At 42.1% G+C, this 24,355-nt stretch carries 19 protein-coding genes; 14 read left to right on the top strand and 5 right to left on the bottom strand.

Features of this window, described 5'->3' with window-relative positions:
• Positions 1-220: 220 nt before the first annotated feature.
• The 5 genes from NQ503_RS15120 (at position 221) to NQ503_RS15100 (ending at position 7,977) form a co-directional block, all read left to right on the top strand.
• Positions 221-3,601 (top strand): penicillin-binding Tp47 domain C-containing protein, encoded by a 3,381-nt coding sequence (locus tag NQ503_RS15120; protein WP_005428419.1) that lies wholly within the window; start codon positions 221-223, stop codon positions 3,599-3,601.
• An 80-nt stretch (positions 3,602-3,681) separates the two neighbouring features.
• Positions 3,682-5,505: an FMN-binding protein gene (locus NQ503_RS15115; RefSeq protein ID WP_005428418.1), complete on the top strand. Its 1,824-nt coding sequence runs from the start codon at positions 3,682-3,684 to the stop codon at positions 5,503-5,505.
• 62 nt (positions 5,506-5,567) lie between these two features.
• On the top strand, positions 5,568-6,152 hold the full coding sequence (locus tag NQ503_RS15110; RefSeq protein WP_005428417.1) for an FMN-binding protein: 585 nt from the start codon (positions 5,568-5,570) through the stop codon (positions 6,150-6,152).
• Entirely contained in the window at positions 6,152-6,940 is a 789-nt protein-coding gene (locus NQ503_RS15105; protein WP_005428416.1) for a 4Fe-4S binding protein, read from the top strand. Before NQ503_RS15110 ends, NQ503_RS15105 begins: the two co-directional genes overlap by 1 nt.
• On the top strand, positions 6,937-7,977 hold the full coding sequence (locus NQ503_RS15100; RefSeq protein WP_005428414.1) for an FAD:protein FMN transferase: 1,041 nt from the start codon (positions 6,937-6,939) through the stop codon (positions 7,975-7,977). Before NQ503_RS15105 ends, NQ503_RS15100 begins: the two co-directional genes overlap by 4 nt.
• Positions 7,978-8,044: 67 nt before the next feature.
• On the opposite strand, the gene NQ503_RS15095 is transcribed toward NQ503_RS15100, so the two are convergent.
• Both NQ503_RS15095 and NQ503_RS15090 read right to left on the bottom strand, forming a co-directional pair.
• Positions 8,045-8,530, bottom strand: a complete 486-nt coding sequence (locus NQ503_RS15095) for a Gx transporter family protein (RefSeq protein WP_005428412.1) — start codon at positions 8,528-8,530, stop codon at positions 8,045-8,047.
• Positions 8,531-8,576: 46 nt separating this feature from the next.
• Positions 8,577-8,945 (bottom strand): NusG domain II-containing protein, encoded by a 369-nt coding sequence (locus NQ503_RS15090; RefSeq protein WP_049940459.1) that lies wholly within the window; start codon positions 8,943-8,945, stop codon positions 8,577-8,579.
• 294 nt (positions 8,946-9,239) lie between these two features.
• Here NQ503_RS15090 and secA point away from each other — a divergent pair, with 294 nt between their 5' ends.
• A complete protein-coding gene (gene secA / locus NQ503_RS15085; protein WP_005428407.1) occupies positions 9,240-11,816 on the top strand; it encodes a preprotein translocase subunit SecA in 2,577 nt (858 codons plus the stop codon).
• A 268-nt stretch (positions 11,817-12,084) separates the two neighbouring features.
• Here the strand turns inward: secA and NQ503_RS15080 are convergent, their stop codons facing one another.
• The 3 genes from NQ503_RS15080 to NQ503_RS15070 all read right to left on the bottom strand — a co-directional run bounded on the left by NQ503_RS15080 (position 12,085) and on the right by NQ503_RS15070 (position 14,793).
• On the bottom strand, positions 12,085-12,618 hold the full coding sequence (locus NQ503_RS15080; protein ID WP_005428400.1) for a nitroreductase family protein: 534 nt from the start codon (positions 12,616-12,618) through the stop codon (positions 12,085-12,087).
• Positions 12,619-12,780: 162 nt separating this feature from the next.
• Positions 12,781-13,698, bottom strand: coding sequence for a calcium/sodium antiporter (locus NQ503_RS15075; protein ID WP_005428399.1), 918 nt, complete (start codon positions 13,696-13,698; stop codon positions 12,781-12,783).
• Positions 13,699-13,965: 267 nt separating this feature from the next.
• Positions 13,966-14,793, bottom strand: a complete 828-nt coding sequence (locus tag NQ503_RS15070; protein WP_005428398.1) for a helix-turn-helix domain-containing protein — start codon at positions 14,791-14,793, stop codon at positions 13,966-13,968.
• Positions 14,794-14,976: 183 nt separating this feature from the next.
• Here NQ503_RS15070 and dapF point away from each other — a divergent pair, with 183 nt between their 5' ends.
• From dapF to NQ503_RS15030, 8 genes are all read left to right on the top strand, one after another.
• Positions 14,977-15,831 (top strand): diaminopimelate epimerase, encoded by an 855-nt coding sequence (gene dapF / locus NQ503_RS15065; protein WP_005428397.1) that lies wholly within the window; start codon positions 14,977-14,979, stop codon positions 15,829-15,831.
• A gap of 123 nt (positions 15,832-15,954) precedes the next feature.
• Positions 15,955-16,755 (top strand): MBL fold metallo-hydrolase, encoded by an 801-nt coding sequence (locus NQ503_RS15060; RefSeq protein ID WP_005428396.1) that lies wholly within the window; start codon positions 15,955-15,957, stop codon positions 16,753-16,755.
• Between the two features lie 68 nt (positions 16,756-16,823).
• A protein-coding gene (gene prfB / locus NQ503_RS15055) for a peptide chain release factor 2 (RefSeq protein WP_117591778.1) occupies positions 16,824-17,952 on the top strand; the annotation gives its coding sequence in 2 pieces (ribosomal slippage) (positions 16,824-16,898 and positions 16,900-17,952; 1,128 coding nt in all).
• Positions 17,953-18,201: 249 nt separating this feature from the next.
• The gene (locus NQ503_RS15050) at positions 18,202-18,654 is read left to right on the top strand and encodes an ACT domain-containing protein (protein WP_005428394.1); all 453 of its coding nucleotides are present in this window, start codon (positions 18,202-18,204) and stop codon (positions 18,652-18,654) included.
• A gap of 25 nt (positions 18,655-18,679) precedes the next feature.
• Complete coding sequence (locus NQ503_RS15045) at positions 18,680-19,894, top strand: homoserine dehydrogenase (RefSeq protein WP_005428392.1); 1,215 nt, start codon at positions 18,680-18,682, stop codon at positions 19,892-19,894.
• A gap of 25 nt (positions 19,895-19,919) precedes the next feature.
• Positions 19,920-21,128, top strand: a complete 1,209-nt coding sequence (locus NQ503_RS15040; RefSeq protein ID WP_005428390.1) for an aspartate kinase — start codon at positions 19,920-19,922, stop codon at positions 21,126-21,128.
• A gap of 124 nt (positions 21,129-21,252) precedes the next feature.
• Positions 21,253-22,053 carry a DUF975 family protein gene (locus tag NQ503_RS15035; protein ID WP_005428387.1) on the top strand — a complete coding sequence of 267 codons (801 nt, stop codon included), beginning with the start codon at positions 21,253-21,255 and terminating at the stop codon, positions 22,051-22,053.
• Positions 22,054-22,111: 58 nt separating this feature from the next.
• The gene (locus NQ503_RS15030; RefSeq protein WP_044926273.1) at positions 22,112-24,265 is read left to right on the top strand and encodes a Tex family protein; all 2,154 of its coding nucleotides are present in this window, start codon (positions 22,112-22,114) and stop codon (positions 24,263-24,265) included.
• The last annotated feature ends 90 nt before the right edge of the window (positions 24,266-24,355 follow it).

The following is a 24,355-nucleotide window of genomic DNA, read 5'->3' as shown; positions in this document are numbered from 1 at the left end:
TGCTTTTTTATTACGAAAAAGTTAAAATAAAATAACAAGTGTATTTCGTGCTATTTTGTTGCTGAAAATGATTTTCAATAAGAACATTAATGAGAAAAAAAGTCAATTTCTGGTTAGAAAATGCTAACATTTTTGTGGACATGAAAAAAGAGTTATGGTATAAAAATAAATGGTTAGAAAACGCTAACGCAATGGTGTATAAATAAAGAGGAGGAAGGAAATGGCAAATCAGAGATTGATGAAAAAAGTTGCACCAGTTGTTTTGAGTGCAGCGGTCGTAATGACAAGTATGCCGGCAACAGCTTTTGCAGCAGATTTTTCTGATACAGAAGTTACTGTAGCAGAGGAAAGTGCTGATATTGAAGAAGCAAGTGCAGAAGCTGCGGACACAGATGTTGTGGAAGATACAGAGGATACAGATGTAGACGTTGAAGAAGCAGCAGAGGACGTGACAGAGGATGAAGAAACATCTGATGAAGAACTCTTCAGCGCAGAGGTCAGTGAAGATGAATTTGCTGATGAGGCTGGAGATGGACAGACAGAAGGCGAAGCATATGTCCTCATGAACATTCCTTATGACGATTTTTATAAGGCAGAATTAAAGAATAATGATGTGAAAGTTGATACATTCACATCTGCAACAAAACAGAAGACAAGATCCAGTCTTGCAAAAGGCTCTTATCACGTAAATTCAGATGGAAGCGATATCACTGGTGTGACTTTTCCTGTGAAAGTATCTGATATTTCAGTATTGAAGGACAAAAAACAGATTAAAGATAACGCTTCAGTGAGTATCACAACAGCTATAAAGGGAAAAGAAACTACTACAGAATACAAAGGAAAAGATGCTCTTTTTGAAAGCGACTCATATTCCTATTATGTTCTTTCTGAGGAACCATCCTACTACAAAGAACTGACAGTCGGTGAAGATGGAAGTTTTACATTCAGTGCCATTAAAGGTAAATCAGCAGCACCGGAGACAAAACAGGTGCAGGCTGAATTCAAAACAAAATCCAACTATGGTGACTACCAGCTGAAGTTTGATAAGACTGAATTCAAAAGCATTATCAATATAGATACTGACACAGTGTATGGTGCAGTTATTAATACAACAGACGGAACAACCTATGGTCTCTGCCATCAGGAAAATATCTGGAAAGGATATGAGTTGGCATGGAGTACAGGATATACAACAGAAAGTCATGGATGCCATCTCAACTCTGAACATTTTGAGTCTATGATGGGAAAGACAATTGACAGCGTAACATATTATGCAAGTAATGGCATTTATACATTAGATATTGCAGATGTAAAGGTTCTGGCCAAAACTGGTGTGACAGCGACTGTTACAGATATCCATACAACTGATACAGAAGCAGCGGTTACTCTGGACGGAACTCTTCCAGAAGGATTTTTAGCAGAATATACTGTTGACGAAACAGAAGTTGCTTATGCAGATGGTAAGATTACAACAGGAGCACTGGCGGCAGGTTCCCATACATTGACGATCAGTGATGCTAATGATGTATATGCTCCGATTCAGGCTTCCTTCTATGCAAAAGAGGCAAATGTACCGGCTGTATATGATGCGACAGAACATAAAATCGCAGCAGCTGACGGAATTACTGAAGACCAGTTAAAAGCATATATTAAAACAATTACTTCTGTAACAGTGGGAGATAAGACTTATGCAGCTTCAGGAAAAGGTGCAACAGTGATTGTCAAGAAAGACGGAACACTGGATACCTCTAAACTGGAATTGGCAGAAGGTACAAAATTTGTAGTAACATCCAGTTCATATGATAATCTCGAATTCTCTTACAGCCTTTACAGCTATGTGTACGCAGGACTCACCTGGGGTGAATACTGGAGTCAGGAGAGTGTGACCGCAGCGGGAAACGTAAGCGGATCTGATGAAAAAGACTCTCATAATGAATCTGATACAGGCGCATTTGATGCAGTAACAAGAGCTACAACAAATCATGGCCTTCACAGAGGAAGCTATCAGTGCATGGCAACAATTTATACAACAGAAGGCAATGCATATCAGTTATCTTACTGGAAGAGCAGTACAGAACCGGTTCTTGCAGATGGAACAGTTGCAATCTGGACTCCGGCAGATAGAAAGACTGGTACTCCGGCATCTATTCAGGTAAATGGCGGAGCGAAAGAAAGCCTTGATCATTATGCAGTAACAGGTATTAAATATGTCCCTGTACAGGTAAAAGCTGAAGATTATGCAGATTTTGCAGCAAAATATCCGGTAGTAAAAAATGGTGAAATACTTGTTGGTGGTTTCTCTGAAAACAATCTGAAAGCATACAGCGAGACTGCAAATGTAACAGTAAACACAAATGGACTGAAAACAGTAACTAAGAATGAAGATGGAAGCTTCTCTTTCAGTGCAAGAAAAACAGGAACAGAATCCGGTATTCAGGGAACTGATCTCAAAGTTGCAACTGGAATTAAGCCAGAGGTTAAAACAGCAAGTGGATCTTATGGAGAATTCCTTCGTGTGGATCTGAATGGTAATTATGGTGGTCTTGGTGCTGCAATGCAGGCAGTTAAATGGGATTACTATGGAAATGGTAATACAGTACTTGCAACATATGGTACGAAATTTGCTGCTGATAACTGGATGCATAAAATGATGGGAATTCAGCTTGGTCTGACACATTCTGTAAGATGCCAGCTTCCGGCAGGAACAGATGGAACAGGTCACTGGAAATTGACCGTTTATGCACTGGGATATCAGGACTATACATTTGAGTTTGATGCAACAGCTACCAATATTGTGACTCCAACAGATCCGTCCACAATTGATACAACAGCACTGAAAGCAGCACTTGAAAAAGTAAAAGCTCTCAATAAGGATGATTATACAGAGGAATCCTGGAAGAAAGTAGAAGATGAAGCTACTGAAACACAGGAAATGCTGAAAGAAATTGAGGCAGCAATTAAGGATAAGACAACAGTTGCATTCAGCCAGGCTGCAGTAGATGAGCAGGTTAATGAGCATCTGACAGCAGCAATCAATGGACTTGTGAAGAAAGAAAAACCTGTAGAGCCGGTAGTGACACCAGATGTTAAACCAACAGTAACACCAGGTAAAAATGAAACTAAGCCAACAGCAACTCCGACGCCAGTAGTTAAGCCTGGTATCACTGCAAAAGTCTCACAGGTTTATGTCGGAAAGAAAGCTACAATCAAAGTTACCAAAACTAAGGTAACAGGAAAAGTTACTTTCAAATCCAGCAATAAGAAAGTTGCAACAATCAACAGTAAGGGTGTTATCACAGGTAAGAAAGCTGGAAAAGCTGTTATTACTGTAAAAGTTGGTAAATACACCAAGAAATTAACTGTTAAAGTTAAGAAACCTTCCTTCAAGCTTGTAAAATCTTCTGTAAAGCTGAAAAAAGGTAAGAAAACAACGATTAGAGTAAAAGCAGCACCGGTATCTAAAGTTACATACAAGACCAGCAACAAGAAAGTTGCAACAGTTAACAGCAAAGGTGTTGTAACAGCTAAGAAGAAAGGAACAGCAAAGATTACTGTTAAATGCAATGGAATTACAAGGACATTCAAAGTAACAGTAAAATAATTCCTTTATAAAATACACATACAAAAGAACGGGGGCCGTTTATAACTGCCCCTTCTTTTGTATGTTAAGGGGTAGATTATATGTACAAAAAGAATCTTATGAAACTTCTTCCGGCAGTTGCTGTAATTATTGCGATCGCAGCAGCTGGATTTCAGCAGGACAGTGAAGTGAAAAGTACAAAAACAGTTCAGGCAGCTGAGAATGAACTGATAAAATCAGATGAACTTACGAGTCTGCTGACAACTGCATATTTTAATGACGGAGGAATGAAGGATACGGATGAGGCAGACAGCAGCATTCTGAAAACAAAGAAAAGTAAATCCAAAATAAAAAAAGCGGGAATTACGACAGGAAAAACAAAAGCACTTCCGGAAAAGTCAGCAGCAGCTTCTGGGCAGGGGCAGGGAACGACCACGACACCTACAACTTCTGTTCCAAAGGGCGGATATAAAGATGGGATTTATCAGGGAAGTGGAACTGGATTTGGTGGAACGATCACTGTTCAGGTAACGATTTCCGGAGGAAAGATTGCTTCTATAGAAATACTGAGTGCTGCTGGTGAAACAGGCTCTTATTTTGCATCAGCCAAAGGCGTGATCAGCAAGATGATTTCCGGTCAGACTCCAAATGTCGATGCAGTAAGCGGCGCAACCTATTCCTCAAATGGAATCATCCAGGCAGTTCAGAATGCACTGTCAAAGGCCGGAAAAGGAAAAGCTGCAAAGACAACGAAAAAGACGACAAAGAAGAATACCAATACTTCAAATAAAACAACGATACCGGTTGAAATCACAAAACCGTCCGGAGAGGTAACTTATAAAGATGGAATGTATACTGCAGAAGCAGAAGGATTTGACGGTCCGATAAAAGTTACTGTTACGATTAAAGACGGAAAGATAACCGCAATCACAAATACGAACACTGATACAAAAGAATATTTTAATAAGGCATGGAATAGTATTCAGCCGAAGATTCTTGAGAAGCAGGCAGTGTATGGTGTGGACACCGTAATCGGAGCAACGTTTTCTTCAAATGGTATTCTCAAGGCGGTACAGAAAGCCCTGGAACAGGCTTCGGTAAATGTGACACCGGCACCAGAAGTGACGGTAAGTCCAACTCCGGTACCGACAACCGCTCCAGCACCGGTTATACCGGACACTCCGAAGGTTTTATATAATGACGGAACGTATACGGGTACTGGAATTGGATATGGTGGAAAGATAAATATCAGTGTAACAATTAAAGATGGAATAATTACGGAAGTATCTCAGACCAATGAAGGAGAAACACCAAGATATTTCAGAAATGCATGGAATGTAATACAGCCGGCAATTATTGCAAAACAAAGCACAGATGGCATTGATACTGTATCAGGAGCAACATATTCTTCTGAGGGAATTCTGTATGGAGCAAAATCAGCTTTAGAGCAGGCTTTAAAAACTTCAGATATAACAGCGACACCAACTCCGAATCCAACAGCAACACCGGAACCAACGGCAGCACCGGAACCAACGGCAGCACCGGAACCAACGGCAGCACCGGAACCAACGGCAGCACCGGAACCAACGGCAACACCGGAACCAACAGCAACACCGGAACCAACAGCAACACCAGAGCCAACAACAGCACCCGGAGCTGGGTATAAAGATGGAAGTTATACGGGAACAGGAGAAGGATTCAATGGTCAGGTAACTGTTACGATTAATGTATCAGGGGGAAATATTGTGTCAGCCGGATATGATGGGGAAGATGATGAACCGGAATTTTCAAATGCATGGAATGGCATTTATAATCAGATCATGGGAAAACAGTCTGCCGATGGAATAGATACAGTGACAGATGCTACATATTCTTCAAATGGACTGATTCAGGCATTTCAGAGTGCTATCAGCCAGGCAAAATAATAAATGTTCGATAGTGAAAAAGAAAACTTGAAAATATAAGGAGTCTGAAAGGAAAACTTTAGATGAAATACCAGAATTTTATTATGAGAATTTTGTGTCTTCTGTTGATTCTTGCCGCTGTAGTAGGATATAATTCTATGCAGAAAAAAGATACGCAGGCACAGGAATCACAGGAGATTACGGCACTCACAAAGCGTGTGGAGAAGCTGGAAGAACAGAATACGGAGATACTCTCTGCTCTGGAAGAGGCTGCTAAGAATCAGGAAGCAGCGATCGCACAGGCACAGAGGGATGCAAAAGACAAAGATGATGCTGCAAAAGAGGATGCGGAGGGAGCTGACGCTGCAGATACAGAAGAGTCTGATGATTCGGAAAATGTATACAAAGATGGTACGTATACCGGTTCTGCACAGGGATTTGGAGGTGCGATCACCGTACAGGTCACACTTGCAAATGATGAGATCACAGATATTCAGGTGACAAGTGCACCGGGTGAGGATTCCGCTTATCTTTCGCAGGGAGAGGGCGTGATTAGTTCCATCATTTCTGCGCAGAGTACGGATGTGGATACGGTATCAGGTGCGACATTCAGCTCTACAGGTATTATCAATGCAGTTGTAGATGCTCTTGGAAAGGCGGAGAACTGATGAAAAAGAGGCAGAGAAAGGTCCGTCTGATCCGGGCTGCCATACAGCTTGTATTTTTTATCTTTTATCCGGCGCTTTTTTCAACGGCATTTGCGGGCGTGAAATCTATTTTTCAGGCAATTGCAGCACACCAGCAGATTGCCTGGAACTCATTTCTTGATGTGACAGGATTACTTCTTCTGGTTACGATTTTGTTTGGCAGACATTTCTGCGGATATGCATGTGCATTCGGTTCATTGGGAGATGCCATGTATGAACTGACTGTTTTTATCAGACAGAAAGTATTTCATAAAAAGGGAAGACATGGTTATCCGGAAAAAGCAGTCAGAATTCTTCAGAAGGTGAAATATGTGCTTCTGGCATTTCTTCTGCTTTCCATCCTGACCGGATGGTATGCATCCCTTCAGGGGATGAGCCCGTGGGATGTCTTTTCCATGCTGACAGCAAGAAAACTTCCAAATGCTTCTTATAAGATTGGAATTATCCTGCTGGTGCTGATCCTGATCGGAATGTGTACACAGGAAAGATTTTTCTGTCAGTTCCTTTGTCCAATGGGAGCAGTTTTTGCAATGATGCCGATCCTTCCGTCTGCACTGTTTAACAGAAACAGGGAGAAATGCCCTTCAAAATGCGGACTGTGCAGGAAGAGATGCCCTGCACATCTGGAGATTGACGGAGATACACCGCTTTCAGGGGAATGTATCTGCTGTCATGCCTGCCAGGTGACCTGCCCACGTAAAAATATTCAGATTGGCCCGGTAAAAGAGCGGGAAATGGTGAAAGAATGAAGATAAAAAAGAAGTCAGCTGTCATGCTGTGCGGAGTTTTCTGCACGGCATTGACAGCAGTTCCGGTACTGGCGGATATAGAGGTACAGAAATATACAAATACGGATTTTGCAATGGATACAGTTGTGTCTGAAACATTGTATACAACAGGAGATGACCTGAATACTGCAATTGGTCAGAAGATACGGGATATTGAGACAGAGTATCTTTCCTGGACGGATGAGGATTCTCAGATCGCGAAACTGAATGCAGCATCGGGAGAAACAACGGAAGTTTCAGATGAGCTTGCCGGCTATTTGGAAAAAATATTTCAGCTTGCGAAGGATTCGAATGGAGCTTTTGATCCAACGATTGGAAAGATCATTCGTCTCTGGGATATTACAGGAGAAAATCCTCATGTCCCGGAGCAGTCAGAGCTGGATGAACTTCTGAAAGATGTGGGATACCAGAAAGTATCTCTGGATGGCGATAAGGTAACGCTGGAAAAAGGAGCTACTCTGGATCTGGGAGCAACCGGAAAAGGAATTGGCTGTGATGTAGTTTCTGATTTTCTGAAGACACAGGAAGATGTGTCAGGAATGATCCTGAACCTTGGCGGTAGCAGTGTTATGGCTTACGGCGAGAAACCGGATGGTTCTGACTGGAAAGTTGCTGTGACTGATCCGCGTGATGTCGAAGGCGATTACCTTGGTGCGATCACACTGGAAGGTGGAGAATTCCTTTCGACTTCCGGTGACTATGAAAAATATTTTATGGAAGATGGTAAGAGATATCATCATATCCTTGATCCGAAGACAGGATATCCGGTGTGGAATGGTCTGGACTCTGTGACGGTTGTCTGTGACAGCGGACTTCTGGCAGATGGACTTTCTACAGCATGTTTTGTACTTGGAATGGATGATGCATTAGAATTGCTTGAGAAATATAATGCGGAGGCAGTCTTTGTAGATGAGGATAAGAACGTGTATCTGACGTCCGGGATGAAAGACCGTTTTGAATTGATGAAGAATACCTATACAGTGAAAGAGGCAGAATAAAAAAACAACGAAATTGTCTTCGGACGATTTCGTTGTTTTTACGTTACAGTAAATGATTTATATAAAATTAAAAATGAATACGTTTCAAAACTTCATTAGTCAGTGTTCCAATCAGTAATCCGGTAATGACACCGGAGATCAGCAGTGCCGGTGCATAGTAGATCAGACCGGACGTCATGGTGATCAGACAGGCAATCAAAAGCTGACCAATATTATGGGAGACACCGCCGGCAACACTGATACCGAGGATGCTGAAGTCGGATTTTTTTTTCATAACCGTCATGACGGTGAGGCTTAAAGCTGCACCGGCCAGACTGTACAGAATACTGAAAAGATTTCCGAACATGAATCCGATGATAAAGATACGGATGACAGAAACAAGGGCGGCTTCTTTCCAGGTATATTTTTCAAGGATAAACAGGACTGCAAGATTGGCCAGCCCGAGTTTCATTCCCGGAATTCCGGCAAAAAAGGGAATCAGTGATTCCACATAGCCAAAGATGATTGCTACTGCGGCAAAAAGCCCGAGATTGGCAAGTTTTTTCTGATTCATGGCAGGTTCCTTTCAGGGAGAATTCTCCCGGAATGATGATAAAGTTTCAGACAGCAGTATCGAATTCAGGGGAATCTTCATTGAGGGATTCTCCTTTTTCGCCTTCAATCACAACTTTATTCGGCAGACAGACAATCGTTCCACCGGTACTGTCAACTGCTTTCTGTTTCATACAGAGGTGGTCCGGGCAGTCGGCTTCGGTCATTTTGACCTCGCCGTTTTTTATTTCGCATACATTGGTGCCGTTTATTTTGATCACCTGATCTTTCCCAAGGGAATAGGTGCCGTATTCCTCGCCGTTTACGGTAATTCGGATACTTCCGTAATTCCCGCGGCGGGTGAGATACATGCCACCCCAGAGGAGCAGGGCAAACACCACGATGCCAATAATAAAAGTCAGTTCTTTTTTCTTCAATTTCAATACCTCAGTCAAAAAAGTATGTTCATAAGATGCGTAGAAGGTTGAGTTTATGGTTTCTTTTGAACTTACAGATACGCAGACTATCATAGCATATCGAAGATTGATTGACAAGCATAAGTTAGAAATAACAAACAAATGCACGGGGATTCGTCATGGACATACTTTATTTAAGAAATATTCATTGTTTTCCCCGGTGGAAAGTGGTAAAATAGTAAGGATTTCTTAAATAGGACAAATACGATAATTTCGTATATAAGCGATCAATAAATACAGAAACAGGAGCAGGCTATGAATTTATTCCAAAAAGTATTCGGGACAAGAAGTGAGCATGAAGTAAAACGTATCATGCCGCTTGTGGAGAAAACAGAATCACTCCGCCCGGAAATGCAGAAATTAACAGATGAACAGTTAAGAGACAAGACCAGAGAATTCAAGAAGCGTCTGAGTGAAGGTGAGACACTGGATGACCTTCTTCCGGAGGCTTTTGCGGTTGTACGTGAAGGTGCCAAACGAGTTCTTGGTATGGAACATTACCGTGTACAGATCATCGGTGGTATCATTCTTCATCAGGGCCGTATCGCAGAGATGAAGACCGGTGAAGGTAAAACCCTTGTTTCTACACTTCCGGCATATCTGAATGCACTGGAGGGTAAAGGCGTTCATATCGTAACAGTCAACGACTACCTGGCAAAACGAGATGCTGAGTGGATGGGTAAGGTTCATGAGTTCCTTGGACTGACAGTAGGTGTTGTCCTGAATGATATGAAACCAGAAGAGCGCCGTGCAGCATACGGATGCGATATCACATATGTAACAAACAACGAACTGGGATTTGATTATCTTCGTGACAATATGGTCATCTATAAAGAACAGCTGGTACAAAGAGATCTGCACTACTGTATCATCGATGAGATCGACTCCGTCCTGATTGACGAGGCACGTACACCTCTTATCATTTCCGGACAGAGCGGTAAGTCCACCAAGCTTTATGAAGTATGCGATATCCTTGCACAGCAGCTGGAACGTGGTGAAGCCAGCCATGAGATGACAAAGATGGCAGCCATCATGGGTGAAGAGGTTGTTGAGACCGGTGACTTCGTAGTAAATGAAAAAGATAAGATCGTCAATCTTACTGAACAGGGTGTGAAGAAGGTTGAGAAATTCTTCAATATTGAAAACCTGGCAGATCCGGAGAACCTGGAAATCCAGCATAACATCACACTGGCACTTCGTGCACATAATCTGATGCACAAAGACCAGGATTATGTTGTAAAAGATGACGAGATTCTGATCGTTGATGAATTTACCGGACGTATCATGCCGGGACGTCGTTATTCTGACGGACTTCATCAGGCAATCGAAGCAAAAGAACATGTTAAGGTCAAAAGAGAGAGTAAAACGCTTGCGACGATCACATTCCAGAACTTCTTTAATAAATATGACAAGAAGGGCGGTATGACCGGTACAGCACTTACAGAAGAAAAAGAATTCCGTGATATCTACGGAATGGACGTTGTAGAGATCCCTACCAACAGACCAGTACAGCGTATAGACCTCGAAGATGCTGTATATATGACAAAAAAAGAAAAATTCAATGCAGTTGTTGAGGCTGTTAAAGAAGCTCATGCGAAACAGCAGCCGGTTCTGGTTGGTACGATTACCATTGAAACATCCGAACTTCTCAGCAAGATGCTCCGTCGTGAAGGTATTGCGCATAACGTACTGAATGCGAAGTTCCATGAACTGGAGGCTGAGATCGTTGCACAGGCCGGACAGGCAGGAGCTGTTACAATTGCTACCAACATGGCAGGTCGTGGTACGGATATCAAGCTTGACGATGTGGCAAGAGAAGCCGGTGGTCTGAAGATCATTGGTACAGAACGTCATGAGTCCAGACGTATTGATAACCAGCTGCGTGGACGTTCCGGACGTCAGGGAGATCCGGGTGAATCCCGTTTCTATATCTCTCTGGAAGATGATCTGATGCGTCTGTTTGGTTCTGAGAGACTGATGAAGATCTTTACTTCACTTGGTGTTGCTGAGAACGAGCAGATCGAACATAAAATGCTTTCCAATGCAATTCAGAAAGCACAGGAGAAAATCGAGTTCAATAACTTCGGTATCCGTAAAAATCTTCTGGATTATGACCAGGTTAACAATGAACAGCGTGAGATTATTTACAAAGAGCGTCGCCAGGTTCTGGATGGTGAGAACATGCGAGATACGATCTACAAGATGATCACAGATATTGTAGACAGTACAGTGGACATGTGTTTCTCTGATGATGTAGATGCAGTTGACTGGGATCTGAATGAGTTTAATACAACACTCCTTCCGATTATTCCGATCGAGCCGCTTACTACAGAGAAAGTAAAAGGCAAGAGAAAAGATGAAATCAAACATCTGATCAAAGAGGAAGCCGTGAAGCTTTACGAAACGAAGGAATCTGAGTTCCCTGAAGCAGAGCAGCTGCGTGAACTTGAACGAGTAGTTCTTCTGAAATCCATCGACAGCAAGTGGATGGATCATATCGATGATATGGAGATCCTTCGTCAGGGTATTGGACTTGTAGGATACGGCCAGAGAGATCCGGTAGTAGAATACAAGATGAGTGCTTTTGAGATGTTCAACAATATGATCAGTTCTATTCAGGAAGATACGGTACGTATGCTGTATCATGTCCATGTTGAACAGAAGATTGAACGTGAGCAGGTAGCGAAAGTTACCGGAACAAACAAAGATGACACATCTGTTAAGAAACCGGTTCAGAGAAAAGAGGACAAGGTTTATCCGAACGATCCGTGTCCGTGCGGAAGCGGCAAGAAGTACAAACAGTGCTGTGGACGTAAATTGATGAAAGCATAATATATTAATATATAACAGAGCACCGATTCATATATTGATTCACAGGTAACCGGATAACGATCTGGCGAACTAACTGCTAACTATGACTAGGCATTCTCTCAGGAGTACCTTCGAGAATGAGTCATCGTAAGCAGTGGATTTTGCCAGAATCTAAAACCATCCGGAAATAACCTGTTCATTCAATATATGAAGCGGTGCTCTTGTTTATATACAAAAACTCCCTACATGATCCAGTTATCATACGGGGAGTTGATTTCACGCTATTCATCTAGAAGAATTTCGCGATTTCTTCGATTGGTTTACGGTGTGGGCGGATTGGTTCTTCGGCTGCTTTGCCGACTGCGATAACGGATACAATAGTCTCTGTTTCCGGGATGTGCAGAATCTCACGGAGTCTGTCTGCTTCACGGAGTCCCATGATCAGAGTGGACAGACCGAGATCTGTGGCTTTCAGAATGAGATTTTCGTTCTGCAGACCAAGATCGTAGCATCCCCATCCGTTGCCGAGTTCGTTATCAGCACTGCCGTCTTTCTGAAAACCGGCACGGTCATGAACGAAGGTTGTGATGATCAGTGCGGCATGTTCTGATTTACCGGCATTTCCGGCGTCCGGCAGGCATTCCACGCGGATTTTATCTACCATCTCTTCTGACAGGACACAGTAATAACGGCCGGTCTGGGAGTTTTTCCAGGATGGAGCTTCCTGTGCGGCACGAAGCAGTTCTTCCATCTGTTCTCTGGTGACACCGGCACTGTATTTACGAACGGTTCTTCTTGTTTCTAATACTTTCTGAAATTCCATGAGATTCAGGCCTCCTTAATATGTAAGAATTATATGAAATAAAAATGGCATACAGAAGAAAATCTGTATGCCATAATTATGCCATTTTGTGATGAAAATTGCAATTCTGCAGTAATATCTTACAGAGTGCTTTGTTGTGTATGAATGTGGATCGGAAAAGGTTTATCTTATAAAAAGATATGCTGTATATCCGATATAAGCCAGTGCACAAGCTGCACCTTCCATTCTGCTCACAGATTTTTTAGTAAATGCAAAAACAAACAGCAGAATTCCACTGATGAGGAGGATTCCACAGTCGATAACAGATTCTGAGAGAATATGAAGTGGTGAAATTGTTGCTGACATTCCCAGGATAAAAAGAATATTAAATATGTTTGAACCAATTGCATTTCCAAGTGCAAGTCCGCTGTCACCCTTTCGTGTTGCAACGATGGACGTTACAAGCTCCGGAAGAGATGTACCGATTGCAACAATGGTGAGACCAATGAAATTTTGGCTCACACCGAAAGATACTGCAATCTGACTTGCATTATTTACCACGAGGTTACCGCCGAAAATTACAGCGGCAAGACCGCCGATGATAAAAAGAAGAGCTTTATAAAGTGTTATACTTTGTTCCGCGGGGCATTCAGTTCTCTTTTTTAATGCGGTACGAATCATATTCAGAATATAAAAGATCATTCCGGCCAAAAGAAGAATTCCCTCAATTCTGCTGAGCTTTCCGTTGGCAATCATTATGCAGAGGATAACTGTGATCAGAATATTTACAGGCATATCCCGCTTTAAAATATCTTTATTTGTTTTAAACCCGGAAATAAATGCGCAGATACCTACAACAATAAGTCCATTAAAAATATTGGAACCGATAATATTGCTGACAGCAATATCATTGTTGCCGGCAAGTGCAGCGTTGATGCTGACAGAAGCTTCCGGAGCACTGGTTCCCATGGCAACGATCGTAAGACCTATGATGACGCTGGGAATCTTGAGAAACCTGGCAAGTGAAGAACTTCCCTCCACAAAAAAATCAGCACCTTTAATTAATAATACAAAGCCGATAATCAGTAACAGATATTCCATATAAGCTCCTTTCCTGTGATAAAAGCATGGAATAAAAAAAGAGACCTTTATCACATCAAAAAAATTGATTGATAAAAGTCTCGTTGATTACAACAATAACCGGCCGCAGGGCGTGATGACGATCATTGTTTCACCCTGTGTGCAGGATGATAACTACTCCCTCTTATTGATATTATAATAAACAAATGGAGAGAATATGTCAAATAGAATTTGATTCCAGATTAATTAGAAACAACCACTACCTGTGAACATTTGACATATTCGAGGTTATTCACAGGAAGGGACTTTGCCAAATTGCTTCTTATAAGCTCTTACAAATGTGGTGTAGTCCTGGAAACCACTTTTTTCCGCGGCTTTCATGACAGGAGTTCCTTGAGAGAGCAAAGAACGTGCCAGAAGAAGTCGTTTGTTAGTGACATAGCTGTGAATGGTGTAGCCAGTCTCAGCCTTGAACTTACGCATCATGTGGTATTTGCTGAAAAAGAAATGATCTGCGAGCTGGTCGATTGACAGGTCGTCTGACAGATTTCGATTGATATATTTCAGGAGCTGTTCTACCTGTGTGTCAGAGGAATATGTTTTTTTGTCCGGGGAACTGCTCGTGCGAAGAAAAATCCGGTTGATATATATCATGAATTGAGTAAACAGCGCATTTCTCAGTACTGTATCTCCAAAATGTTTGTTCTGTAAGGTCTGCTCTATTTCTGGAAGCAGATCTTTCAGACGTTCCTGCAGGGCAGAATCGGCTCTTACAAGGTTGAAACTGCGATCGTTTGCTTTTTGAAAGCAGGTATTCAATTCCTGGCAGGAAAGATCATCACGAATCCAGAAAATATAGCGCTCATACGGAACCGATGGATCAATCTCTGGTTTGTGGATCGCACCCTGGCTGACAAGCAGAATATCCCGTGGTTTCAGATGATACGCTTTTCCTTCTATATGATAGGTTACCTTCCCGGAAATAAAAACAATGATTTTATGAAAATCATGATAATGATAAGAAAAATCTTTCTTTGTCTGGTCATTGATATGGAACAGTCGAAAATCTTCTTTCAGATATCCGGTTTTCTCGAGATTATACTGTGAATAATCCATGAGATACCTCCTCAGAAAACGAATGTTTGCTATATATTAGGATTTTATATAATCATTTTATTATATTATAGCATTTTTTGCAATATAGCACGCATTTTATTCTATATACATAGCAAAAAGAAAACTATATACTGGAACAAAAGACGTACGTAAATACGATTACTTAATTCGGAAAGAGAGGATATGGTTATGGATAACTGTATTACAATGATAAAATATCAGGGACTTGGAAATGATTATCTGGTGCTGGATCCAAACAAAAACCGTGTACAACTTCAGGGCAAGAAAATCGCACTGCTGTGCCAGCGAGGCTTTGGACTTGGAGCAGACGGTATTCTCTACGGACCGATTGAAATTGATGGGAAGATGGGCGTTCGTATTTTTAACTCAGATGGAAGTGAAGCTGCCATCAGTGGAAACGGTGTCCGTATTTTTGCAAAATATCTGATGGATCATGAATATGTAAAAGAGCAGAAATTCAGTATTCAGACACTTTCCGGACCGATAGAGGTGGAATGCCTGAACAATCGTGCTACTGAATTTCGTGTAAAAATGGGCAAAGCCTCTTTTATCTCCAGGGAAATTCCGGTAACTGGAGAAGTTCGTGAAGTAATCAATGAGTCCTTTACTTTTCATAATAAAGAGTACAAAGCTACCTGTCTGACCGTCGGAAACCCACATTGCATTATTTTTATGAATCAGGTGACACCGGAACTGGCAAAAGAGCTCGGACCATATGTGGAAAATGCTGATGAATTTCCGGAAAAAATGAATCTTCAGATCTGCCGCAAGATCGATACAGGCAACCTGGACATTGAAATCTGGGAGAGAGGTTCGGGATATACAAAAGCCTCCGGTACAGGAAGCTGTGCGGCAGCTGTGGCAGCATACAGACTTGGACTTGTTGAAAACAGAGTCAATGTAAATCAGCCAGGCGGTATGATCCAGATTGACATCAAAGATGACGATACGATCTATATGACTGGTACAGTCGGATATGTGGCGGATATGAGTGTGGCTGAGAGCTTCTTCTCATAAAAAATATAAAACATAATTACGAGATATATTCTAAGGGAACAGTGTAGGACGACTGTTCCCTTTCTTTCTGACTTATGGTAAGATAAATTAATATTATCAAACCTGCAAGGGAGGAACTTTCCGATGAATATAACAATGCTTGGAACAGGAAATGCAATGGTTACGGAGTGCTATAACACATGTTTTGTTCTGGAGGATGGGGATAAACATCTTCTTGTCGATGGTGGTGGTGGAAATACACTGCTTCGTCAGCTGAAACAGGCAGGTTTTGATTGGAAAGATATGCGCGAGATCTTTGTGACACATAAACATGTAGACCATATCATGGGGGTTGTCTGGATGATCCGCATGATCTGTCAGAATATGAAACAGGGACAATATGATGGAGAAGCAACTATCTATGGACACGAGGAAGTCATCCGAATTCTCAAAGAAATGGCAGAGATGCTTTATCCAGCAAAACAGACCTGCTTTATTGGAGACCGTCTGCATCTGGTTGTGGTAAATGACGGAGAAGAAAGAGAATTGATGGGACATAAGACAACATTCTTCGACATTCAGTCCACCAAGGCAAAACAATATGGTTTCTGTATGGATATGGGAAATGGAGAAAAGCTTACCTGTTGTGGTGATGAGCCATATAATGAATGCGAGAAAAAATATGCCGAGAACAGCAAATGGCTGCTTCATGAAGCTTTCTGCCTTTATGATCAGGCAGATGTTTTTCACCCATATGAAAAACATCATTCAACGGCAAAAGATGCCAGTGAATTGGCGGAGCAGTTAGGTGTGCAGAATCTGATCCTTTATCATACAGAGGATAAAAACATCGCCCGCCGTAAAGAATTATATACAGAAGAGGGAAAGAAATATTTCAGCGGTAATCTGTATGTGCCGGAAGATCTGGAAAAGATTGAATTATAGGCAAAATTATGGTATTGTATAACAGTATATGATTATTTATATTTATTATATAGAAAGAAGGTGAAGCTGTGGTTGAATTAGATCAGTTCAAGAGTATTCTTGCAACATACACAGAACCATTAGTGGAAGTGAGGGATTCACTTTGACCTCGCTAATAAAGAGCAGAGGGTTGAAGAATTAGAGCGTGAAATGGAAGCGCCGGACTTCTGGGATAATGCAGAAGTTTCCCAGCAGAAGATGAAAGAACTCAAGAGCATGAAGGACGATATGGAAATCTATCACAGTCTGGAAACCCAGATGGAAGATATGGAGACCATGATCGAGATGGGCTATGAGGAAAATGATCCGGAAATCATTCCGGAGATTCAGGAAATGCTGGATGAATTTCAGAAGAATTTTGACAGTATTCGTGTCAAAACTTTATTATCAGGAGAATATGACAGTGAAAATGCGATCATTAAGCTGAATGCCGGAGCCGGTGGAACAGAAGCCTGCGACTGGTGCGGAATGCTTTATCGTATGTACAGCCGCTGGGTAGACCGTAAGGGATTTACAATGGAAGTTCTGGATTATCTGGATGGAGATGAAGCAGGTGTCAAGTCTGTTACATTCCAGGTAAATGGTGAAAATGCTTATGGTTATCTGAAATCCGAAAAGGGTGTACATCGTCTGGTACGTATTTCACCGTTTAATGCAGCCGGTAAACGTCAGACCTCATTTGTGTCCTGCGATGTTATGCCGGATATTAAAAAAGATCTGGATGTTGAGATCAATGATGATGATATCCGTATTGATACCTATCGAAGCAGTGGTGCCGGCGGACAGCATATCAACAAGACATCTTCTGCGATCCGTATCACACATTTCCCGACAGGAATCGTGGTACAGTGCCAGAATGAACGTTCTCAGCATATGAATAAAGATAAGGCCATGCAGATGCTGAAAGCGAAGCTGTATCTTCTGAAACAGCAGGAAGCAGAGGCAAAGCTTTCCGGTATTCGTGGTGAAGTTACTGATATCGGCTGGGGAAACCAGATCAGATCCTATGTTATGCAGCCATATACGATGGTAAAAGACCACAGAACCAGTGAAGAGACCGGTAATGTGGATGCCGTCCTGGATGGAGACATTGATCCATTCATTAATGCATATCTGAAATGGATCGCTCTGTCAAATAAACCAGCAGAGCAGCAGTAATCCCGGCGTGTGCTGCGAACGAGGTGAGCAGTAACACAAAATCAGTTTTCAGCCTGTTTGGAGCGACAAAAAATCCTTGCAGAGTGTGGGCTGGTATGATAACATATCCCTCGTAGGGAAACACGTGTCCTTGATATATGGACATGCCCGAAGAGGGATATGTATTATTTTGGTTACAAGTAGTATCCATAATGTGACTGATATACACTGTAAAAGGATTAAGGACTCAACAGGAACAGGAAGATTGGAATGGAAAAAACAACAGAGAAGAAAAAGTATTTTGTAGTCAGGGAGCGGGCAGTTCCGGAAGTATTGTTGAAGGTGGTACAGGCAAAGCGCCTGCTTGATTCAGGCAGGGCACAGACTGTGCAGGATGCAGCAGAACAGACCGGAATCAGTCGAAGCTCCTTTTATAAATATAAGGATGATATTTTTCCTTTTCACGAAGAGGCAAGAGGAAAGACCATTACCTTCATTATTCAGATGGATGATGAACCAGGACTTTTATCTGTAGTACTTCAGACCATTGCACATTTTCATGGAAATATTCTTACGATTCATCAGAGTATTCCAATCAATGGAATCGCAACTCTCACACTCAGTGTAGATATTCTTCCGGGAGAGGGAGATGCAGAGGCCATGGTTGAAGAAATCGAAAGTCGGGAAGGAATTCATTATCTGAAGATCCTTGGAAGAGAATAGAAATTTTTTTACACAGGAGGAAGATATGGTTAATATTGCGGTATTAGGATACGGTACAGTTGGAAGTGGTGTCGTGGAGGTTATCAACACAAACCACGAAAGCATTAATAAACGGGCAGGTCAGGAGATCAATATCAAATATGTTCTCGACCTCAGAGATTTTCCGGGAGATCCGGTACAGGAAGTTCTGGTACATGATTATGAGATCATTGCCAACGATCCGGAAGTAGACATTGTAGTAGAAGTTATGGGCGGTATTGAACCGGCATATACCTTTGTAAAGAGAGCGCTGGAATCAGGTAAGAGTGTCTGCACTTCCAATAAAGCTCTGGTTGCAAAGCATGGCCCGGAGCTGATGGAGATTGCAAAAGAAAAGAACATCAACTTCCTGTTTGAGGCAAGCTGCGGTGGTGGAATTCCGATCATTCGAGCACTTAACGGATCTCTGACAGCAGATGAAGTCGATGAGATCACAGGAATCTTAAATGGAACTACCAACTACATGATGTACAAGATGGCAACAGAAGGTTCTGATTTTGATGTGGTTCTTAAAGAAGCACAGCAGAAGGGATATGCAGAGGCTGATCCGACCGCAGACGTAGAAGGTTATGATGCATGCCGTAAGATCGCAATCCTGTCTTCCCTAGCTTATGGAAAGTTCCTGAATTATGAAAATGTTTATACAGAAGGAATCACAAAGATCACACCGGAAGATATGGTCTATGCAGAAGAACTTGGCATGACCATTAAACTTCTCGGAACCAGCCGAAAACTGGGCGAGGACACATTCACCGCACTGGTTGCACCGTTCCTGGTTGGCCAGAAGAGCCCGTTATACAGTGTTAATGATGTTTTTAATGCTGTTTTTGTACATGGAAACATGCTTGGAGATGCCATGTTTTACGGAAGTGGAGCAGGAAAGCTTCCAACAGCAAGTGCAGTAGTGGCAGATGTTGTTGATGAAGCGAAGAATCTTCATGAAAATATTGCAACAAACTGGTCAAATGAGCCGATGAAACTGACTCCGATGGAGGAGACAGAGGGAAGATTTTTCGTAAGAGTCAAAGGTGTGACGGAAGCACAGGCAGAAGCCGCTTTTGGAAAACTTCAGATTGTAAAAGTTGCTTCTCTTCCAGATGAATTCGGATTCATTACAGAGTGCATGAAACAGAAAGAATATAAAGAAAAGATCAGTAAACTGAATGGTGAAGTGATCGCAATGATCCGTGTAAAGGATTGATAAAATCGTATTCCGGGAGGAAACTATGTTAATAGTAAAGAAATTCGGAGGTACATCTGTAGCAAACAAAGAACGTATCTACAATGTTGCCAACAGATGTGTTGAAGAATATAAAAAAGGAAATGATGTGGTAGTCGTTCTTTCTGCAATGGGAAAATATACGGATGAACTGATCTCCATGGCAGAAGATATTAATGAAAAACCACCAAAAAGAGAAATGGATATGCTCTTTACGATTGGAGAACAGATGTCTGTATCTCTGATGGCAATGGCATTTGACAAACTGGGAGTTCCGGCGGTATCACTGAATGCATTTCAGGTAGCTATGCATACGACAAGTGTGCATGGAAATGCCCGCCTCAAAAGAATTGATACAGAACGTATCCGCAGAGAACTGGAAAATCATAAGATCGTCGTTGTTACAGGATTCCAGGGAGTCAATAAATACGATGATTATACAACTCTGGGAAGAGGCGGTTCTGACACGACTGCAGTTGCTCTTGCAGCAGCTCTTCATGCAGATGCCTGTGAAATCTATACAGATGTAGACGGAGTTTATACAGCAGATCCACGTAAGGTTCCGAAAGCACGTAAGCTGAAAGAAATTACGTATGATGAGATGCTGGATCTTGCAACGCTTGGGGCAGGAGTACTTCATAACCGTTCTGTAGAGATGGCGAAGAAATATGGAGTACCGCTTGTGGTACGTTCCAGTCTGAATAACAGTGAGGGAACTGTCGTAAAGGAGGAAGTTACAGTGGAAAGAATGCTGATCAGCGGTGTTGCGCTTGATACAGAGGCAGTAAGGATTGCCGTTATCGGTCTGAAAGATGTACCGGGTATGGCGTTTAAATTATTTGATGTTCTTGCTAAAAAACATATTAATGTTGATGTTATTCTGCAGTCTATCGGACGTGCAGGTACAAAGGATATTTCCTTTACGGTAGATGGCAAAGATCTGGATGATGCAATTGTGGCTCTTGAAGAAAATAAAGCCAGACTTGGCTATCAGGAACTGCATTCAGAGAGAAATATTGCAAAACTTTCTATTGTTGGTGCAGGAATGATGAGCAACCCTGGTGTTGCTGCAAAAATGTTTGAAAGCCTTTATAATGAGGGTGTAAACATTAATATGATCTCAACTTCTGAGATTCGAGTAACTGTTCTGATCAATGAAAAAGATGGTGTGAGAGCCATGAATGCAGTACATGATGCATTTAATCTTGCAGACTGATACAGGATCTCGGGATCATTGCAGAAGTAAGGAACAGTAAAATTCAAAATATGCAAATTCCATCTTCGGTTTTGCGAAGGTGGAATTTTTGTCTGATGCCTGAAAAAAGGCAGATAGGAGAAAAATGACTGGACAGAGAAAGTACTGGAAATCCTATGCAAAGAGTAATCTGAAAGGAAACTGGGGGATTGCAATTGCTGCAATGCTGGCCGTTGTAGCTGTTAATTTTATCGGAAATATTTTTGCTGTACAGCTGTTTCCGGGAGATTCCGTATTTGCATTGGTATTAAGCGAAATTTTTGTGTTTATTGTATCTCTGATAGGAATGATCTTCAGTACCGGATACAGCTATATGCAGCTGAATATCTGCAGAGGCAGGGATTACAGCCTGAGTGATCTGATGTATATGTTTCATAACCAGCCGGACAGAGTACTGGTTGCCGGACTGGTCGTGGCGTTGATCGACACAGTGGTGCAGATTCCATTCTATTATGTGACTTATATGGTAAATCCGGGAGAGACTGTGGAAAGCATGATTCACTGGTATCAGCTTCTGCTGGGGGCGTGGCTTCTTGCAATGGTATTGAGTGTGATTTTTACAGTGCCATTTGCACTGACATTCTATTTTCTGGCTGATGATCCGGAAATGGGTGGTATAGAGGCACTGAAAGCAAGTACACATGCCATGAAGGGGCACATCTGGCAGTATCTGATGTTGGAGCTTAGTTTTGTCCCACTGCTGTTTTTGTCACTGTTTACTCTTTATATTGGGCTGCTGTGGCTGATGCCGTATATGCAGTTTACAGAAACCGCATTTTATATGTATGTAACAGGAGAACTCGATCAGCAGAGAACTGACCGGCAGCATACGGGAATCCAGGAGATAGCTGACCGAACCGGTGATGATTATAATTCAGAAGCATAGAACAGAAAACAAAATATAAAAGATACAATGATTATCATGCATGAAAAAGGAGACTATAATGGATATTATTCAGGTGATAACCAAAGAACTTAATGTGGAAAAATGGCAGGTAGAAGCAGCAGTCAAATTGATTGACGAAGGCTGTACTATCCCGTTTATTTCCCGATACCGTAAAGAAGCAACTGGTTCTTTAAATGATGAACAGCTTCGTACTCTTCATGAAAGACTGACCTATCTTCGTAATCTGGAAGAAAAAAAGAATCAGGTACTTGGAAGTATCGAAGAGCAGGGAAAACTGACGGCAGAGTTGAGGAAACAGATCCTTGATGCACAGACGCTGGTCGTAGTAGAGGATCTTTATCGTCCATTCCGACCGAAACGTCGTACCCGTGCGATCATTGCGAAGGAAAAAGGACTGGAACCGCTGGCGAATATTATTATGCTTCAAATGACAGACAAGCCGATTGAAGAAGAAGCACAGGATTTTGTCTTAGAAGACAAAGGTGTGGAAAGCGTAGCAGATGCGATCAATGGAGCCAAAGATATTATTGCAGAGCACATTTCTGATGAGGCAGATTATCGTATTTATCTTCGTAAACTGACTATGGACAGAGGTTCTGTTGCTTCTACAGCGAAGAAACCGGAAGAATCTTCTGTTTATGAAATGTATTATGAATTTGAAGAGCCGATCAAAAAGCTTGCGGGACATCGTGTGCTTGCCCTGAATCGTGGTGAGAAAGAAAAAATCCTTACGGTTAAAGTCAATGCACCGGAAGAAGAAGCAATGGGATGGCTTCAGAAACAGGTCATTACAAAAGAAAATCCAATTACAAAACCGATTCTTCGCGAAGTAGTGGAAGACAGTTACAAACGTCTGATCGCACCTGCGATTGAGCGTGAGATTCGAAGTGATCTGACAGAAAAGGCCGAAGACGGGGCAATCCATGTATTTGGAAAGAATCTGGAGCAGCTTCTGATGCAGCCTCCAATCGTTGGTAAAGTAGTTCTTGGATGGGACCCGGCTTTCCGTACAGGCTGTAAACTGGCTGTTGTAGATGAGACAGGAAAGGTCCTTGATACAACTGTTATTTATCCGACAGCGCCGACAAATGATGCAAAGATCCGCGCTGCAAAAGAAACACTTAAGAAGCTGATCAAAAAGTATAATGTTTCTCTGATCTCTCTGGGCAATGGAACAGCATCCAGAGAATCTGAGCAGATCATTGTAGAACTTCTGAAAGAAATTCCAGAGAAGGTACAGTATGTGATCACAAATGAGGCAGGAGCTTCTGTATATTCCGCAAGTAAACTGGCAACTGAGGAATTCCCGAATTTTGATGTCGGACAGAGAAGTGCGGCTTCTATCGCAAGACGTCTGCAGGATCCGCTGGCAGAGCTGGTCAAGATCACTCCACAGTCTATCGGTGTAGGACAGTATCAGCATGATATGAATCAGAAGAAGCTCGGAGAGGCTCTGAGTGGAGTCGTAGAGGACTGTGTAAATAAAGTTGGGGTGGATCTGAATACAGCATCTGCATCCCTTCTGGAATATATTTCAGGTATCAGTAAAGTGATCGCGAAGAACATCGTGGCTTATCGGGAAGAGAACGGAAGATTTGAAAGTCGTCGTGAGCTTCTCAAAGTTGCAAAACTCGGACCGAAAGCATTTGAACAGTGTGCAGGTTTTGCACGTATCACAGGCGGAAAGAATCCGCTGGATGCGACAAGTGTTCATCCGGAAAGCTATGAAGCTGCGCAGAAGGTTCTGGAAAAACTGGGATACAAACCAGAAGATATCACTGCTGGCAAACTGAGTGGTATTTCCAGACAGATTAAGAATTACAAAAAACTGGCAGAAGAGCTTGGAGTTGGTGAACCGACACTTCGTGATATTGTCAAAGAACTGGAAAAACCGGCACGAGATCCTCGTGATGAGATGCCGAAGCCGGTACTGAGAACAGATGTACTTGATATGAAGGACCTGAAAGAAGGCATGATCCTTAAAGGAACCGTACGTAATGTAATTGACTTTGGGGCATTTGTCGATATCGGTGTACATCAGGATGGACTTGTGCATATCTCTGAGATGACCGAGAGATATATCAAACATCCACTGGAGGCAGTGTCTGTTGGGGATGTTGTAGATGTACGAGTGATTGGAGTGGATTTGAAGAAGAAGCGAATCAGCTTGTCCATGAAGGGGATCAAATAAAGCAGGGAATCTATTTTAATAGCGGGCTAGCAGATGGGATGAATGATGCGTAAGAGAAGGATGTGTGTGCAGGATGAATGTGCATGAATC

Source organism: Blautia obeum ATCC 29174, from assembly GCF_025147765.1.
Classification (GTDB): Bacteria; Bacillota; Clostridia; order Lachnospirales; family Lachnospiraceae; genus Blautia_A; species Blautia_A obeum.
The sequence above is the reverse complement of the archived record's forward strand: the minus strand, read 5'-3'. Positions and strand labels throughout refer to the sequence as shown.

Excerpts from the sequence above, each read along its gene's own strand:
- NQ503_RS15075 (WP_005428399.1), bottom strand. The coding sequence starts at position 13,698 with ATGGAATATCTGTTACTGATTATCGGCTTTGTATTATTAATTAAAGGT.
- NQ503_RS15035 (WP_005428387.1), top strand. The coding sequence starts at position 21,253 with ATGACTGGACAGAGAAAGTACTGGAAATCCTATGCAAAGAGTAATCTG.
- NQ503_RS15095 (WP_005428412.1), bottom strand. The coding sequence starts at position 8,530 with ATGAATCAGAAAAAACTTGCCAATCTCGGGCTTTTTGCCGCAGTAGCA.
- NQ503_RS15100 (WP_005428414.1), top strand. The coding sequence starts at position 6,937 with ATGAAGATAAAAAAGAAGTCAGCTGTCATGCTGTGCGGAGTTTTCTGC.
- NQ503_RS15050 (WP_005428394.1), top strand. The coding sequence starts at position 18,202 with ATGGAAAAAACAACAGAGAAGAAAAAGTATTTTGTAGTCAGGGAGCGG.
- NQ503_RS15070 (WP_005428398.1), bottom strand. The coding sequence starts at position 14,793 with ATGGATTATTCACAGTATAATCTCGAGAAAACCGGATATCTGAAAGAA.
- NQ503_RS15045 (WP_005428392.1), top strand. The coding sequence starts at position 18,680 with ATGGTTAATATTGCGGTATTAGGATACGGTACAGTTGGAAGTGGTGTC.
- NQ503_RS15080 (WP_005428400.1), bottom strand. The coding sequence starts at position 12,618 with ATGGAATTTCAGAAAGTATTAGAAACAAGAAGAACCGTTCGTAAATAC.
- NQ503_RS15120 (WP_005428419.1), top strand. The coding sequence starts at position 221 with ATGGCAAATCAGAGATTGATGAAAAAAGTTGCACCAGTTGTTTTGAGT.
- NQ503_RS15115 (WP_005428418.1), top strand. The coding sequence starts at position 3,682 with ATGTACAAAAAGAATCTTATGAAACTTCTTCCGGCAGTTGCTGTAATT.
- NQ503_RS15110 (WP_005428417.1), top strand. The coding sequence starts at position 5,568 with ATGAAATACCAGAATTTTATTATGAGAATTTTGTGTCTTCTGTTGATT.
- secA (WP_005428407.1), top strand. The coding sequence starts at position 9,240 with ATGAATTTATTCCAAAAAGTATTCGGGACAAGAAGTGAGCATGAAGTA.
- NQ503_RS15030 (WP_044926273.1), top strand. The coding sequence starts at position 22,112 with ATGGATATTATTCAGGTGATAACCAAAGAACTTAATGTGGAAAAATGG.
- dapF (WP_005428397.1), top strand. The coding sequence starts at position 14,977 with ATGGTTATGGATAACTGTATTACAATGATAAAATATCAGGGACTTGGA.
- NQ503_RS15040 (WP_005428390.1), top strand. The coding sequence starts at position 19,920 with ATGTTAATAGTAAAGAAATTCGGAGGTACATCTGTAGCAAACAAAGAA.
- NQ503_RS15105 (WP_005428416.1), top strand. The coding sequence starts at position 6,152 with ATGAAAAAGAGGCAGAGAAAGGTCCGTCTGATCCGGGCTGCCATACAG.
- NQ503_RS15060 (WP_005428396.1), top strand. The coding sequence starts at position 15,955 with ATGAATATAACAATGCTTGGAACAGGAAATGCAATGGTTACGGAGTGC.